Raw genomic sequence first — 15,768 nt, forward strand, 5'->3', positions numbered from 1 at the left:
TCACGATGATCAACGGTGGCCGCACCCGTCTCCGCACCGGCCCCACCAGCAAGATCACGATCTACAGCTGGAGTACTAAGCGCACCGGGCTCTCCACAAGTCCCGTGGGTCGGTGTTCACTTCATGCTGTGCTCGGCCACAGTGTCGGGATGCGTGTTCCCCGGTAGTAGTAGCGCTTTGCGCTCACTCTTGCCGGATCGAACAATTCCTTCCCGCCCTCGGCGGGCCAGATGCCGTAGCGTCGGCGTAGTACCTTCCAAGGAACGCGCCGATGCTTGCGCTCCTGCCATCTGATGATCTCCTTCCAGAGATAGGCCCTCAGATAGCTGAAAGTCGCGTTCGAGCACCCGTACTTGAAGTACGCGGTCCAGCCCCGCAGCATCCGGTTGAGCTGACGCAGCAGGTCTTCGAGCGACAGGTTCGTGCTCCGCCGGCATATCGTCTTCACCTTGGCCATGACGGCCACCAGGGCCTTCTTGGCTGGATAGACGTAGACGTACTGTTTGCCGGTGCCTCGCTTCTGGTGGCGCTGGATGCGCCAGCCGAGGAAGACGAGGCCCTCGTCGATATGGGTAATCAGGGTCTTCTCCGGCGACAGGCGTAAGCCCATCGTGGACAGGACCCCGGCGATTTCTTCCCGCAGGGCTTCAGCGTGTGCCTTGGTGCCCGACACGAGCAGGCACCAGTCGTCCGCATACCGCACGAGACGGTAGTTGGGCAGACCTTGACGGCGTCGCTTGGCCCTTCCATACGGGCTGGCTCCGGGGCCGCCCGGCCCTTGGGCGATATGCTCGTCCAGGACCGAGAGAGCCACATTGCTCAGCAACGGCGAAAGAATCGACCCTTGCGGAGTCCCAGCGTTGGTATCCACCAGCGTGCCGTCCTCATCGAGGATGCCAGCCTTCAGAAATGCCTTCACCAGATCCAAGACACGTTTGTCTCCGACCCGTTCCCGCACCCGGCCCATAAGAGCGGTGTGCGAGATTTCGTCGAAGCAGGCTTTGATGTCACCTTCAACAATCCACTCATACGAGCGGGATGCGAAATGGTGCACCTCGGCCACTGCGTCGTGAGCCCGGCGATTCGGACGGAATCCGTAGGAACACGGGAGGAAATCCGCCTCGAAAATCGGCTCCAACACCAGTTTCACGGACGCCTGGACTACCCGGTCTCGGATGGTCGCGACCCCCAAGTAGCGGACCTTGCCGCCAGCCTTGGGAATCGCGCGTCGCCGAGCCGGGAGGGGCCGGAAGGTGCGGGCTTTGAGATCATCTCGCAGTTCCGAAAGGAACCCCTCCAGCCCCCGCACGGACTCGATGTAGTAGGCGGTCTCGCCGTCCACTCCCGCCGTGCGCGCGCCCTTGTTATTCCGCACCCGATCCCAGGCCACCAGCAGGAAGCCCGGGTCCGCGGCGAGGTTGTACAGATCATCGAACCTGCGATGAGGGTCATCACTGGCCCAACGGTGCAGCTTGGTCTGGATTTCCAGTACCCGGCGTTCCGCCTTGAGTAAGACGTATTCCAGTTCGTCGGTATTCACCAACGGCCTCCCGGCATTCCAGCATCCTTATTGCCGACTTGCTGGCCCCCTTCGCCATGCGCGGACCTCTCGTCCGCTCGGACTACTACGGGGCCTCCGCCCCATCCCGCGCCTTCGACAGACGACGTATCTATCCCAAGAACCCGGATGGATTCCGGGCCCGGGGAACAACGCGAGATGGTTCCCGTGTTCACGGTGAATCGATCGGTCAGTCCGGCGCCCAGCTTTGCCCCGGCAGCATCGCCACGGTTACGCCGCAGGCTTTCGCCGTGGCCTCCCCACCGACACGCCAAGTCGGCTACGGAGTCAGCCCGCTCAACGAGCGAACTGTGCGCTACAACCCGGCCCATATCCACCAGATTTGAGCCGGTGCCACGCTTACGGAGCTTTACCACTGGTTCCTCTCGTACGCCCTCTGATCTCGCTCGCCGGACCCGGCCCGTCTGGTAGTTCCGAGCAGTCCCGGCTTTGTCAGCGCTGCTTCCCGCCCTCCCCGGCGTCTCCCGGATCGGACTGCGCTCAGCTCCCACCAGGCTGCTGCGACAACCTGGCGAGGAGGTCTCGCACCTCCTTCGATTCACCGCGCCTCACGGCGCACCAGCGCCTCGTGGCGCACGGTCTCTCACCTCCACTCGATCAACAAGCGCTTCACGGCGCACCCGCTCCACCACCCACCGTCTCGGCAGGACCACGAACCCTGTCATGTCATCGCTGCGTTTCACGATCTCCAGGGTGAGCTGGAGTTTCTCCTTCGCCCAGGTGACCAGTCGCCCGGTGTAGCCGCCGTCGGCCCACACCAGCGTGACCGTGCGGAACCGTGCCCGCTGGCCGGGCAGCATGATGCGGGCGGCCTCGCGGTCAGTGACGTCCGCAGCACACACCAGCACCATCAGGATCAGGCCGAGACAGTCCGTGACGACGTGCCGGCGCCTGCCGTTGATCTTCTTGCCGCCGTCGTAGCCGCGTGAGGCCGCCGGCACCGAGGCGGCGCCCTTGACCGACTGCGAGTCGATGACCGCCGCGGTCGGCTCCGCCTCACGTCCTGCGGCCACGCGGGCGCGGCCGCGAAGACGGTCGTGGAACTCCTTGGCCAGGCCCTTCTCCCGCCACCTGCGGAAGAAGGCATACACGCGGTCCCACGCCGGGAAGTCGACTGGCATGGAGCGCCACTTGATCCCGTTGTCGGTGACGTACCGGATCGCGTCGACCATCTGCCGGTGGCAGTAGCCCTCCGGCTGCCCGCCCCGGCCCTCCAGCCACGCCGGCACCGGCATCGCGTCCCGCACCACAGCCCACTCCGCATCCGTCATGTCCGACGGATACCGACGCCCCCTGTCCGGGCGGTCGGCCGCGTTCCCGAACCGGTGCGCGAGGCAATCACACTCCGACACGCGAGAGTTGGACGAAACGGGCACCGGCACGCAAGACTGGAACAACAGGGCCTCCTGATACTCGAGTGGTGTCGCAACCCCGAGCTACCAAGGGGCCCTGTACTCATGCATCCACACGGCCGAGATCACCCCACCAAGGACCGTGTTCGATCAGAACCGTCCTCATGATCGATAGTGACTGGTTTGGTGGTCAGGCTGGGGTGGGGATCCAGGCGCCTCGGCCGTCGAAGAGTCGGGTGATGGTGTCGAGCAGGTTGCGGCCCTGCTTGGCGGCGGTAGATAGGTAGCCGCGCACGGCGAAGAAGCGCTCGGCTCCGGGTGCCGTGCGCCAGCCGCCGGAGATCTTCTGCTGGATCTTGGCCATCCGGATGGCCTGCTCGCTGGTGTTGTTGTCGAAGGGCACCCGCCAGTCGAAGGCGAACCGGAGCACCTGGTGGCTTTCGGTGTCGAGGCGGTCGAGCAGGTTCGCGGCCTTGTCCCGTTTGCGGCGTGGTTCGCCGGGGGCGCGGGGCGGGTGCAGGGTCCGTCCGGCGGCGATGATCTCCTCGTAGCGGGCGGTGAGGCGTTCGAGGGCGTCGACGGTGAAGCCGGTGGCGTGAGGGTGCGCGGTCTGGATGTTCTTGATCTCGTCCCAGGTGTCCACCAGCAGCGCGGCCAGCTCTTCGGCCCAGTCCTCGGGGTGGCCGGCAGGCGCGTTGTCCACGACGGAGGCCAGTTCGCGCAGGTGGTGGGCATTGCATAGGGCGTGGACCGCGTCGGTGTACGTCTTGTAGGGCTTCCAGCCGTCGTGGACCGCGATGCCGGTGAAGTGCGGTAGGACGCCCATGGCTTCGAACGCCTTCACGCCGCGCTTCGTGTGGACCTGGTAGAGCGTCAGCGAGCGGGTGCAGGCGGTGTGTACCCAGCAGGTGCGCCCCGCGATCCGGGTGCCGGTCTCGTCGAAGCCGACCACCTCGCACTCGATGAGTTGCTGCCGCACGGCCTCGGTGTGCGGGGCGACTGCCTCGGCGGCCTGCCCGGCCCACCCGAGCAGAGTCGCGGTGGCCACATCCGCGTCCAGGCAGTCGGCCAGCAGTTCGGCGCACCGCTCGTAGGGCAGGTGCTGGCGAGTGAGCAGGTAGACCGCCAGGCTCTTCAGCCGCGGCCCGTACTGGGCCGGGGCGGCGGGGGCGTCGGAAGGGGTGGCGGCAGCGTTGACCTGCCCGCAGGCGCAGCGGCGGTGTTCGATGCGGTGCTCGGTCACCCGCAGGCGGATCTCGGGCAGGTCGAAGACCTGCCGCCGCTCGATGGAGACTACCTCGGCCCCGGTCAGGTCACCCGCGCAGCCCAGGCAGGCGGTCGGGGAATGGACCTCGATCGCGTCGGGCTCGTCGACCTGCATCAGCGCGCCCCCGGCGCCGCCGCGGGGCTTGCCCGGGCCTCGGCCCGAGGGCTTACGTAGCGACGTCGGCCTCGCCAGCCCGTCGCTGGACGGCGGCTTGGAGGAGTTCTTCGAGTTCATCCCCAGACGCCGCTTCAGCTCACCGTTCTCCGCGCGCAGCTCAGCGATCTCGGCCCGGGCGGCCGTCAGCTCGGCCCTCAACTCGCCAACGAGTGCAATCAGTTCCGCGTAGCTCGGCAGCGGCGGGGTGTCGGACACGAGATCCAATGATCAACGAGTTGGACGCCAAGATCAACTCAGTGCGCCAGGACCACCAAACCAGTTACGATCGATAGAGATACGGCTTCTGAAACGACGCCCGGAGCGACGCTGAGCGCCAGCTGGTCGGCCTGGACCTGCCCCGCCGCCCGGGTCTCTGGCCAGCGGGCGGCGGGGGGGTGCCCCTATCTGTTTCGTCAACCCCGGTGGGGTCGGTTCGCAGGGGTTGATCCTGGTTTTCGGGAACGTCCCGCGAAGCGGGATCGGGACGTTCCCGGTGGATCGGGTGGCTGATGGGCAGCCCGGTGGCCGGCGGAGCCGGAGTGGCCATGCCGGTGCGCGGGCGTGATGGGGCCTGGAGGGCGGGGCGGTGGGGTCGTCAGGCGGCGAGGCCGACGTCGCCCGGGGTGCGTGCTTCGTAGAGGGCGCCGGTGCGGATCATCGCGTGGATGACGTTCACGCGCTGGCGGGCCAGGCGGAGGATCGCCTGGGTGTGGGTCTTGCCGCGTGCGCGTTGACGGTCGTAGTAGATCCGGGAGGACGGGTCGGACTTGCAGCCGATCGCGGCGAACGCGGCCTGGAACAGGGCGCGTTTGAGGAGTCGGTTGCCGCGGTGGGGTGCGTGCTCGCCGCGGATGGAGGTGCCCGAGGACTTCGTGGCCGGGGCGAGTCCGGCGTAGGAGGCGAGGTGTCCGGCGGTGGGGAAGGAAGTGCCGTCACCGATCGCGACGATCACGGCGGCTGTGGTCCTGACGCCCAGGCCGGGCAGGGACGTCAGGAGGTGGAAAAGAGGGAGGGCCTCCAGCAGGGCGGCGATCTCCTGCTCGGCCTGGCGGCGCTGGGTGTGGGCGGCGGCGAGCTGGGCGGCGAGTCCCGGCACGATCACGGCGCTGGCCTCGGTGCCCGGAACGACAAGGGTCTGCTCGGCGAGCGCGTCGAAGATCTCTGCGGTCAGGTGGTGGGCCTTGCGTGAGCCGTGGGCCTTGAGCAGGGCCTCGCAGCGGGCACGGCCCAGCTTCTTCAGCCTGGACGGGGATCCGTGCCGTTGAAGGAGAACCTGGATGTAGGGGTAGGCCAGGCGGGGGCCGAGGACGCGTTCAAGGGAAGGATGGATCTGGGAGAGCAGGCCGCGCAGCCGGTTCGTGGTGCGGTTGACCTCGCCGGCCAGGTCGTTGTCGTAGCCGGTGAGCATGGTCAGCTCGGCCAGCGCCTCGTCGTCACGGTCCACCGCGCGCAGGGTGTGCGGCATGCTCCGGGCGGTCTCAGCGATCACGTAGGCGTCACGGGCGTCGGTCTTGGCCTCGCCCGGATGCAGATCGGCGGCCCGGCGCATCGACAAGCCGGGCAGGTAGGCGACCCGGCAGCCTGCCGCGCGGGCCACCGTCAGCGGCAACGCGCCAATGTTGGCGACCTGGTCCACGATCACCAGGACGGTGCCGAACTTCGTCACCAGCCGGCTGAACAGCTCCAGCAGCCTCGGTTCGGTGTTCGGCAGTCTCTTGTCGTGGACGGTCTTCCCTTCGCACGTCAGACCGTGGGCGTGGTGGAACTCCTTGCCCAGGTCCAGGCCGAGGAAGAGATCTATCCCGGCGGTGTCGACCATGTACGCGTGCCCCTCGTCACTCGTGCTCCCCCCGGCCGTCCCTGCGGCACCACACGCCGGCAACCACGTTACGCAGACATCCCCGCCCACAAGCGGTCCGGCGTTGCACCGGGCCAGGCGGTCGTCAGGCCCCTCATCAGCGGTCAAGCGGTGCCCCAAAGCCCGGCGGCAACACCCCCCAGGTCATCACCTCGACAGGGGGCAAACAGCCATACCGGGCCCGGGGGCCAGGCGCCCCATTGCGGGGCCACGGAAAAGGTAACGGGGCACGAGCGATCCCGGCTCGGCGACCGGATGGCGCCGGGGCCGTTCTGTTTCCGGGACCGTTAACCGAGCGGCACGATCGCCCTCAGCTCATCTCCGCCCGCTGCTTGAGGGCGTCGAGCCAGCCGTAACGCAAGAAGTCCTCCCATTCGGGGTGGGAGTCGCGCATGGTGACTGCGGTGGCGCCGCGCGCCGCCTGCTCGGTGGCGACGATCGTCGTCTCCTGCTGCGGCTCGAAGGTCCAGGCGTGCTAGAAGTGCAGCCCCGGGCCGAGCCCTGACCAGCCGAGGCGGTTGCCCGGCAGCCATTCCGCGATCAGGCACTCCAAGTCCACTCCGAACAGCTGGTATCGGAAGGACTCCTGCAGGCTCAGCACGCCGCCCGACATGGTCGGGCCGGCCTCCGAGACGCCCGGTACCCACAGGGGCCAGCGGTTGAGATCCGCCAGACAGCCGAATGCCGCTTCGGGCGACGCGTTGATGGTGGTCTTTGCCCGGAAGTGATAGTCGGCGTCGTCGGGAGCGAATCCGGACGGCCAGTGAATCGTCAGGCCCTTGTGATCACTGGGCATGTCATCGTCTTCCCCTCGCTGCGCCGCGATGTCTTGATAACGCGGCCTCACGTGCTCAAGGGCAGGAGCCGCTTTCCCAAGACTCGCGCCTGTGGCTGACCGATGCATCCGTCATCTGACTGTCGGATGGCGGCCAACCCGCCGGGGGTATGGCTCAGGCGTTCGCCGCGCTCTCTTCGAGGTCCGCCAGCGCGTCACGCAGCGCTGCCCGCGTGGTGATCCCGAGCTTCGGATAGATCTGGTACAGGTGGGAGCCGACGGTGCGGTGCGAAAGGAAGAGCCGTTCGCCGATCTGTTTGTTGGTCAGACCGGTGGCGGCCAAGGTCGCGATCTCCAGCTCCTGCGGGGTGAGCAGTGCCTTGGGGCCCTCCCCCGCCTCCCGGGGCAGGCGCTCGCCCGCAGCCCGCAGCTCGGCGGCCGCCCGGTTGGCCCACGGGAGCGCGCCGAGGCCTCGGAAGGCGGCGAGCGCGGAGGACAGGTGCGCTCGCGCCTCCCCGGTGTTGCGGGCACGGCGCAGGTACTCGCCGTATAGCAGCTTCGTCCGGGCGTGTTCGAAGGGCCAGCGGCGGGCCTGTTCTCCGGCGAGCGCGGCTTCGAAGTGCTGCTCGGCCTCCTTCCCGGAGGCGGTCATCGCCTCGATCACGCGCACCTGTAGGTGCAGCCGCGGGGAGAGGGCGGGCATATCCGAGTCCCTGACCGCCCGAGCGTGGCGGCGTGCCTCGTCGGTGCGGCCGGTGCGGATGGCGGACTCCACCAGGTCGAGGGCGTTCCACAGGGCGTGCGGCACGAACGGTGACAGCTCTCCGGGCCCGGAGACCAGGCAGGACTGGCGGTAGGCCTCCTCGAAGTCGCCACAGCCCAGGGCGCACAGGGCCTGCGCCTGCGCGGCCCACAGCGCGGCCCCGTGGGCGCCGCGAGGTGCGGCCCATTGCTTGATCTGCTCGGTCAGCACGCGGCTGGTGTCGTTCTGTCCCCGCACGGCGGCGATGAAGGCTTGGCAGTAGCGGAAGTACCAGACGAAGAAGTTGTACTCCTGCTCCTCGCAGATCCTGAGTCCTTCTTCAGCGAATCCGTCTACCTCGTCCCAGCGGCCCGTGAACAGGTACTCAACGCACAGATGCATGAGGGCGCCGAGGTGGCGGCGGGCGGGGCTCTCGCCGCGGCGTCCTTGCCGTATTACGCGCCAAGACGCTTCCCGGAGGTCGCCGAGCCGGTCGACGTAGGCCGACGCAGTGCCCATGCGGATCACGCGGGTGGGGTCCGTCTCAGCCGAGGACTCGCGCAGCACGCGGTCCAGGCGCTCGAGGGCCTGGGCTCCGGTGCGGGCGGCATCACCGAAGGTGCGGGAGGTCAGCCAGAGCAGTTCGGGGACCGCGTCTCCCATCTGGTCCATGGCCTCGACGAGCGGCTCCCACAGTTCGGCCCGGCCACCGTACCAGCACAGCAGCAGGAGGGTGTGAAGGGCCTCGCCGAGGGCGAAGTCGTCGTTCGGCTCGGGGCTGGACAGGTGCGCCTCGACTGCCCCGAGCAAAAGCGTGTGGGCCGTGTCGACGTCGCCGTCGGTGTTGATCAGCAGGTGCGCTGTGGCGGCTGCGGCCAGGAGCGAGCCACGCAGTGCCGGATCCGCGCGCCGTGCGCTGTCCAGCAGGGCGGAGGCACTGCGCAGTTCTCCCCCGGCGTCGGCACCAATGTAGGCGGCCTCGGCCAGCCTGCGGCTCTTGTCCTGAGGCAGCGGGCTCAGCCGCGCGGCACGGGACAGGGCGGCGACGGCACCGGTGGCGTCGCCCCTGGACAGCTTGCGTTGGGCGGCGGCCTCCAGCAGTTTAGCGACCTCCTCGTCGGCTGAGGAGGCGGCTTCCCCGAGGTGCCAGGCGCGGCGCTCGGGGTGTGCGACCAAGGTGGCGGCCAGGCTTCGGTGTGCTTCCCGACGCTCACCGGAGGTGGCGCTCTCCACCACGGCGGAGGCGAGAAGCGGATGGGAGAAGGCCAGCCGGTACAAGGCGAGGTCCACCATCACTACGCGGGATCGTTCCGCCGGGCCCAGGTCGTCCACGAAGGAAGACCCGATCCCTTGCTCGATGACGGAAAGGTCGCCCGTGCCGTCGAGGGCGGCCAGGAGCAGAGCATGGCGGCAGCCCGACGGGAGCTCCGCGACCCGCTCTGCGAACAGGGCTTTCAGGCGCTCGTTGAGCGGCAGGATCAAGGGCATGCTGGCCTCGGCCTGCTGTTGCGGTCCCGAGAGCATCGCGGGCAGTTCGACCAGCGCCAGGGGGTTGCCGCGGGCCTCCGCAATGATGCGGCGGCGCACGCTGGTGGCGAGGCGTGGATGAACGGTGCGCAGGAGTTCGTGGGCGGAGTCGTCCGCGAGGGGCTTGAGTACGTGCTCGGGCAGGCCACCGCGTTCGAAGTAGCCGTCGGTGCCCGTGCGGGCGGTGGCCACAAATCCGACTCTGCTGCCGATGAGGCGGCGGACTACGAACCCGAGCACCACGGCGGTGGACCGGTCCAGCCAGGGGACGTCGTCCACGGCCAATAGGACAGGGGCTTCCTCCGCGACCTTGCGCAGCAGGAGCAGGGTCGCCGTGGACACCAGCAGCCGGTCGGGAGCGGCACCGGAGCCGATGCCGGTGGCCACGCGCAGAGCGTCGCGGTGGGCTTCGCTGAGGTTGTCGAGGCAAGGTAGGAGGGGAAATAGGAGCTGGTTGAGGCCCGAGTAGCCGATGTCGGCCTCGAACTGGACGCCGACCACTCGCAGCACGGTGCATCCGAGCTGCTGGGCGTCCTGCGTGACGGCATCGAGCAACGCTGACTTGCCGATGCCCGGGTCACCCGTCACCACCAGCGCGCCGCCCTTGACGGATGCCTCGGTGAAAAGGCGGCGGATGAAGCCGAGTTCGTACTGCCGGCCGATCAGGCGGCGCGAGTAATGCGCTGGGGTGGTGTCCATCGGCCGGCTTCTCCTCCGTGGGGCTGTGTGGGCAACGGAACCCTTGCGTACCCAGATACGGTCACGTTCCTGCCGTGGAGGTAGCTCGGCCACGATGCCTCCGAGGGTTTGTTCCGCGTCGGGCGGCGCCGGTTGCGGTGCGATTCAACATCTGTGGGTGCGTGCTCGTCCAATATGACCTGGGGTTATGAGCGATATCTTTGACAACATCCCCGTGGCGAGGCGGCGGTTGGACTTGGCTGCGGTCGTGGCCGACGAGGTTTTGCGGGTCTCGGAGTGTCTTTCTGTGAGTCGGCCGCCTCCACCCTTGCCAGAACCGCATCCAGCGTGGCGTACTCCGCCTCCTCGACGGCCGCGATCGCGAAGTCGATCGCGTCGGCGGCGTACTCCTCGGCATCGTCGGCAGCGTTCTGCAGACGCTTCAGGTCGCGCTCCGCCTTGCGTTCCTCCAGCTTCTCGCGGACCGATTCGACATGCTCCTGCCGGGAAGTCTGCACCTGGGTCCAGGTTCTGGCGACGCTCGCCTGCGCCCGTCGCCCACTCGCCTGCAGCCTCTGCGCGCCCTGCTCGGCCTTGTCCTTTGCGTCGGCCACCGCGGCGGACAGCTTCCGCCGGTCCTCCGCCACACTTGCCGCCACGGTCCGCTGCGCTTCCTCTGCCTTCTGCGAGAGCTCGGCGAGGCGGCCGGCCGGGCCGTCCGAGATCGTCCCAGGCGCCTGGTTCTTCTGCGGCATCAGGTCTGCCATGCTGCATGCCTTCCTTGCTGGACGTGTGCTGTTCGGTGGCGGGGCGTAGCGAGGTGCATACAGGTGGATCAGTGGGAGCGGGCGAGTCGCCTCGTGGCGTACGGGGCGCGGCGAATCCCCGCGGACGCTATGAGCACGAAGGCCCCGTGCAGGACGCTGAAGACGCCGAACACGGAGACGAGCGTGACGGCTCCGGCGCCGGGCCGCGCGGCGAGCACGGTCCCGAGGAGGACCGACACCAGACCACTGAGCAGCCATGTGGCCCGCTCCCCAGCGCGCTCGCCGTACCGGAAGAACAGGGCCACCTCCACGACCCCGGAGACCAGTGCCCACGCCGACACGCATACCGTCAGTACCAGCGCAGTGACCTCCGGCCATGTCACTGGACCGAACGCCGCGGCCAAGGACAGCGCGGCGAGGAGCAGACGCCCGCCTACCGCGACGACGCGGTCACAGCTGAAGGCACGCATGACATCGATACCGGCAACGACGAGGGCATAGACGGAGAACGCGACGACGAACGCCTCCAAGGTGACGCCGGGGCACACCAGCGACACGACTCCGACGACGACCGCCAGCCCCCCTCTCCAGAACAGAGGAGTCACCGTCGACTTGACCATGCTGATGCCCTTCTCTTTCGAAAAGTGGCCGCTCACGCGGGGTGAAGCGGGGGCGGCCCCGCCGTCACTCTGCGGCAGCCCCTACTCGGCTCGCTTCGGTCAACCGACTCAAATGAACTGCGCACGGCTAAGCATTCGGCGCTGCACGCAGTCGATTGACCCAAGGGGGGCACCTGCCCCACACGTACGCTGGCGGGCGTCTCGCGTAAGCAGCCGATCAAGGAGTGGCCATGGCCCCTGGAACCAATGGGTTGGACATACGTCTTCCGAACGAGCAGGACGTTCTCGCGCGGATGCGCGGGACCCAGGACCGGATCGCGGACGCGATCACAGCCTTCGCCGGAACCATGCGATTCGTCTACATCCACGCAGCGTGGTTTGCGGCCTGGATTGCCGTCAACGAGGGACTGTTCGGTCGCTCCGCGGTTTTTGACCCGTACCCCTACGGACTGCTCACCATGATCGTCAGCCTTGAGGCGATCTTTCTGTCCACCTTCGTGATGGTGAGCCAGAACCGCCAGGCGAGTCGCGAGAAAGTCCGCGCCGACCTGGACTTCGAGACCAATATCCGCTCCGAAGTGTGGTCGGCTCACATAGGGCACGCCCACGGAGTCGACCCCAAACAGGTCGATCAGGAGGTGCAGACCCTCCTCGCGCAGAACCAGGCGAAGATGAACGGCACCGAGCAGTCCTCCCAATAGGTGCAGTGAGACAGAAGCGTGGAGCCGCAGCGTCGGCCACCGCCCTCCCCCGCCCGCATCCCCACATACGTCCGGAGATGAGTCAACCGACGGAAGCCGCGACTCCGACCCAGCCATGACGATGACGTGTACCGGATCGACCTGTCACCTGGAGGAAGCGTCATGATCCAGCGACATCGCCCTTTCCTCGCTTACTGGCACTGGCAACAGCACGCGCTCTGCCGGGGCATGGACAGCTCCGTCTTCTTCTCTCCGTCCGGCGAGCACGGTGCCGAGAAGCGGGAGCGGGAGAAGAAGGCCCGGTCCGTCTGCAGGCGTTGCCCTGTGATCCAGCCCTGTGCCTGGACCGCGATGAGCGGTCCTGAACCGTACGGCGTCTGGGGAGGCCTGTCCGAGGGTGAACGCAGACGGCTTCGGCAGCTCCGGCCCCACCAGATCGCTGCAGCCGAGTCCGAGACGCCAGAGTCTGAGTGAAGGTGCTGCATGGGAAGGGCGTGTGCGATGACGGAGAACAGTGGCGGGGGCGGACGCCGAGCGGCTGCGGCTGGCGGATGCCGATGCGGGCCGGGCGGCGTGGCGGCGCTGGGGGCCCTATCTGAGCGAGCGGCAGTGGGGCACGGTGCGCGAGGACTACAGCCCCGGCGGTGATGCCTGGTCGTACTTCACCCACGACCAGGCCCGCTCACGGGCCTACCGCTGGGGCGAGGACGGCATCGCGGGCGTCAGCGACGACAAGCAGCGGCTGTGCTTCGCGCTCGCGCTGTGGAACGGCCGGGATCCGATCCTCAAGGAGCGGATGTTCGGCCTGACCAACGCCGAGGGCAATCACGGGGAGGACGTCAAGGAGTACTACTTCCACCTCGACTCGACACCTACCCACTCGTATATGAAGTTCCTCTACAAGTACCCGCAGGAACCGTTCCCGTACGACGATCTGGTGGCCACCAACAGGGCCAGGGACCGCCGGGACCTCGAGTACGAGCTCCTAAGCGGCTTGCCTGAAGTTCTGCGCGTAACTCTTCGGCAGCCAGGGCGAGGCCCAGGGTGCGGCGGTGGTCAGCATCTGGGTGGGTGAGCGCTGCCGGAAGAAGGCGTGGACCTGGCGCAGGCGGCCCGGCCAGGTGACGGCGGTGTTGGCAATGTGGGCCTTCAGCGCGGCCCAGATGCGCTCGACCGGGTTGTCGTGCGGGCTGTAGCGGGCGCCGAACAGCAGGCGCAGGCGGGGCTGGTCGGCCAGGTAGGCGGTCACCGCCTTCGCGTGATGAATGCTGTCGTTGTCGCAGACCACCGCGACGACCGGGGCGGCGGGGTAGGCGGCCAGCAGTAGCTGGAGGAAGGCGACGAAGGCGGCGGCATTGCGGCGGCCCAGGGTGTAGACCCAGGCGCCGGTGGCCACTTCCAGGGCCCCGAAGACGGTGGCCTGCCGGTTCTTGCCTGGGGTGGCCACCTGCTGCCGCGTCCCGCGCAGGATCCAGCTCGCCCGCACGTGCGGCAGTAGGTGCAGGTGGGTCTCGTCCTCGGCCCAGACCACCGACCCGTGGGGCAGGGCGGCGAGTTGGCGGCGCAGGGCGGCGAGGGTGCGCCTGCGCTCGGGGTCACCCCTGGCCACCAGGCGGGGCCGCCGCCAGGCCGCCTGTTCGCGAGTGTGCCGGTACACGGTGCGCAGGCTCATCTTCGGCCGGCCCAGGCGGCGCCAGATCCGGCGGATGGTCCACGGCCCGGGGCGGGTCAGCAGGCGGCGGATGCGCTCGCCCAGCCTCGGCCCGCCGAGCCGGGGCCGCCCCGCGCGGGGGCGATCGGCCAGGCCCGCCAGGCCGGCGGTGTTGTAGCGATGGATCCAGCGGCGCACCGTGGCCGGGTGGTAGCCGAGCAGCTCGCCGATCTCTCCTGCGGTCATGCCGGCCGCGGACAGCAGCACGATCACCGCGCGGGAGGCCTCTCGCCACCGGTGATGCAGCAGGTGATACAGGTGCTGGTACGCCGGACCGGGGCGGTTGGCGAACACGGATGCCGGACGCATACTGGCCTTGACCTCGCCGGTTTTGTCGTAGTTTGGTCAACCTCGATACAACACCCGGCGAGGTCTTCTCGTCATCGAGGCCATCGCGCCAGGCCGCCGCTGCCGCTCCAGATTCCGCGCAGAACTTCAGGTCATCCGCTTAGACACGGGAGTCTTCGACGAGGACCGCTACTTCGACGTGTTCGTCGAGTACGCCAAGGCCGGCCCCGAGGACCTGCTGATCGAGATCACCGCGCACAACCGCGGACCGGACGAGGCCACCCTCCACCTGCTGCCGACGCTCTGGTTCCGGCGCACGTGGTCGTGGGTGGGCGGCACGGCCGTGCCCGGTCTGCGGCGGACGGACGGCGCGATCCGGGCCGACCACGCGAAGATCGGTCCGCGCTAGCTGTACTTCACGGGTGGACCGCAGATCTTGTTCACCGAGAACGACACGAACAACGAGCGGATCTTCGGCAGTCCGAACGCCACGCCGTACGTCAAGGACGGCATCGACCGGTACATCGTCCACGGCGAGACCGGCGCCGTCAACCCGCGGCAGACCGGCACCAAGGCCTCCGTCCACCACGTCCTCACCGTGCCCGCCGGTGACAGCACCACCGTACGGCTGCGCCTGACCGACATCGAACTCGCAGACCCCTGGGCCGAGTTCCACCAACTGCTCGACACGCGACGAAGCGAGGCCGACGTGTTCTTCGAGGGCGTCGTCCCCGACGGCCTGGCCGAGGACGAGCGGCGCATGGTGCGGCAGGCCCTCGCCGGGATGCTGTGGAGCAAGCAGTACTACTACCTCGACGTGGAGCGCTGGCTCGCCGAGCACGGCGTCGATCCGCTCGCCGCCGACCCGCGCATCCGCAACAGCGCTTGGTACCACATGGTCAACGACGAGGTCATCTTGATGCCCGACACCTGGGAGTACCCCTGGTTCGCGGCCTGGGACCTCGCCTTCCACACCATCGCCCTGTCCATGGTCGACATCGGTTTCGCCAAGGCGCAGCTGGAGCTGCTGCTGCGTCGCCTGTATCTGCACCCCAACGGCCAGATCCCGGCGTACGAATGGAACTTCGGCGACGTCAACCCGCCGGTGCACGCGTGGGCCGTTTTCTTCGTCTACGAGCTGGAGAAGCACCGCACGGGCCGCGGCGACCGCGTCTTCCTGGAGAACGCCTTCCAGAAGCTGATGAAGAACTTCAACTGGTGGCTCAATCGCAAGGACATCGACGGCAACAACGTCTTCCAGGGCGGCTTCCTCGGTCTCGACAACATCGGTGTCTTCGACCGCAGCGCCCCGCTGCCCACCGGCGGCCACCTCGACCAGGCCGACGGTACCGCGTGGATGGCCCTGTACTGCCAGAACCTTCTGGAGATCGCCATCGAACTGGCCGACGGCAACCGGGTCTACGTCGAGCACGCGCAGATCCTGTTCGAGCACTTCGCCTGGATCGCGGTGGCGATGAACCACATCGGCGACGAGAACCAGAGCCTGTGGGACGAGGAGGACGGCTTCTTCTACGACGTCCTGCGCCTGCCCGACGACGGCGCGACCCGACTGAAGGTCCGCTCCCTGGTCGGGCTGATCCCGCTCGCCGCGACCAGCGTGATCAGCGGCTGGGCGGATCAGCGCTTCCCAGAAATGGCCCAGGGAGCACAGGAGTTCGTTCGCAGGCACCCGGCCGTCGAGGCCTTTGTCTCCTCCCACCACGTGCCTGGGTAGGGCGCGGCGGGG

The 15,768-nt window shown here is 68.1% G+C and carries 13 protein-coding genes and 1 pseudogene; 5 read left to right on the forward strand and 9 right to left on the reverse strand.

The window, feature by feature from the left end; translation table 11 throughout:
- Positions 1-121 precede the first annotated feature (121 nt).
- From ltrA to ACQEXA_RS13110, 8 genes are all read right to left on the reverse strand, one after another.
- Positions 122-1,540 (reverse strand): group II intron reverse transcriptase/maturase, encoded by a 1,419-nt coding sequence (gene ltrA, locus ACQEXA_RS13075; RefSeq protein ID WP_432930471.1) that lies wholly within the window; start codon positions 1,538-1,540, stop codon positions 122-124.
- Positions 1,541-2,127: 587 nt separating this feature from the next.
- On the reverse strand, positions 2,128-2,850 hold the full coding sequence (locus ACQEXA_RS13080) for an IS5 family transposase (protein ID WP_432934761.1): 723 nt from the start codon (positions 2,848-2,850) through the stop codon (positions 2,128-2,130).
- Between the two features lie 271 nt (positions 2,851-3,121).
- Entirely contained in the window at positions 3,122-4,570 is a 1,449-nt protein-coding gene (tnpC, locus tag ACQEXA_RS13085; RefSeq protein ID WP_432920114.1) for an IS66 family transposase, read from the reverse strand.
- Between the two features lie 379 nt (positions 4,571-4,949).
- Entirely contained in the window at positions 4,950-6,173 is a 1,224-nt protein-coding gene (locus ACQEXA_RS13090) for an IS110 family transposase (RefSeq protein WP_433128595.1), read from the reverse strand.
- A 514-nt stretch (positions 6,174-6,687) separates the two neighbouring features.
- Positions 6,688-7,008: an SRPBCC family protein gene (locus ACQEXA_RS13095; RefSeq protein ID WP_432934760.1), complete on the reverse strand. Its 321-nt coding sequence runs from the start codon at positions 7,006-7,008 to the stop codon at positions 6,688-6,690.
- 154 nt (positions 7,009-7,162) lie between these two features.
- Complete coding sequence (locus ACQEXA_RS13100) at positions 7,163-9,955, reverse strand: ATP-binding protein (RefSeq protein ID WP_433129895.1); 2,793 nt, start codon at positions 9,953-9,955, stop codon at positions 7,163-7,165.
- A 185-nt stretch (positions 9,956-10,140) separates the two neighbouring features.
- Entirely contained in the window at positions 10,141-10,701 is a 561-nt protein-coding gene (locus ACQEXA_RS13105; protein ID WP_432934758.1) for a hypothetical protein, read from the reverse strand.
- 68 nt (positions 10,702-10,769) lie between these two features.
- On the reverse strand, positions 10,770-11,321 hold the full coding sequence (locus ACQEXA_RS13110; protein WP_433129897.1) for a DUF308 domain-containing protein: 552 nt from the start codon (positions 11,319-11,321) through the stop codon (positions 10,770-10,772).
- 230 nt (positions 11,322-11,551) lie between these two features.
- On the opposite strand from ACQEXA_RS13110, the gene ACQEXA_RS13115 reads away from it, so the two are divergent.
- From ACQEXA_RS13115 to ACQEXA_RS13125, 3 genes and pseudogenes are all read left to right on the forward strand, one after another.
- Positions 11,552-12,022, forward strand: a complete 471-nt coding sequence (locus ACQEXA_RS13115) for a DUF1003 domain-containing protein (RefSeq protein WP_433129899.1) — start codon at positions 11,552-11,554, stop codon at positions 12,020-12,022.
- Positions 12,023-12,184: 162 nt separating this feature from the next.
- Positions 12,185-12,496, forward strand: coding sequence for a WhiB family transcriptional regulator (locus ACQEXA_RS13120; RefSeq protein ID WP_432934755.1), 312 nt, complete (start codon positions 12,185-12,187; stop codon positions 12,494-12,496).
- 64 nt (positions 12,497-12,560) lie between these two features.
- Positions 12,561-13,010: pseudogene (locus tag ACQEXA_RS13125) on the forward strand (MGH1-like glycoside hydrolase domain-containing protein); the annotation flags it as partial.
- Here ACQEXA_RS13125 and ACQEXA_RS13130 read toward each other — a convergent pair.
- Positions 13,008-14,042 (reverse strand): IS630 family transposase, encoded by a 1,035-nt coding sequence (locus ACQEXA_RS13130; RefSeq protein WP_432923211.1) that lies wholly within the window; start codon positions 14,040-14,042, stop codon positions 13,008-13,010. The pseudogene ACQEXA_RS13125 and the gene ACQEXA_RS13130 sit on opposite strands and share 3 nt — an antisense overlap.
- A 178-nt stretch (positions 14,043-14,220) precedes the next feature.
- Here ACQEXA_RS13130 and ACQEXA_RS13135 point away from each other — a divergent pair, with 178 nt between their 5' ends.
- Together ACQEXA_RS13135 and ACQEXA_RS13140 are read left to right on the forward strand one after the other, a co-directional pair.
- Positions 14,221-14,430: a hypothetical protein gene (locus tag ACQEXA_RS13135; protein WP_433129901.1), complete on the forward strand. Its 210-nt coding sequence runs from the start codon at positions 14,221-14,223 to the stop codon at positions 14,428-14,430.
- 27 nt (positions 14,431-14,457) lie between these two features.
- On the forward strand, positions 14,458-15,756 hold the full coding sequence (locus ACQEXA_RS13140; RefSeq protein ID WP_433129903.1) for an MGH1-like glycoside hydrolase domain-containing protein: 1,299 nt from the start codon (positions 14,458-14,460) through the stop codon (positions 15,754-15,756).
- Positions 15,757-15,768: the final 12 nt, after the last annotated feature.

The sequence above is a fragment of the Streptomyces sp. CA-106110 genome, from assembly GCF_050936285.1.
Classification (GTDB): Bacteria; Actinomycetota; Actinomycetes; order Streptomycetales; family Streptomycetaceae; genus Streptomyces.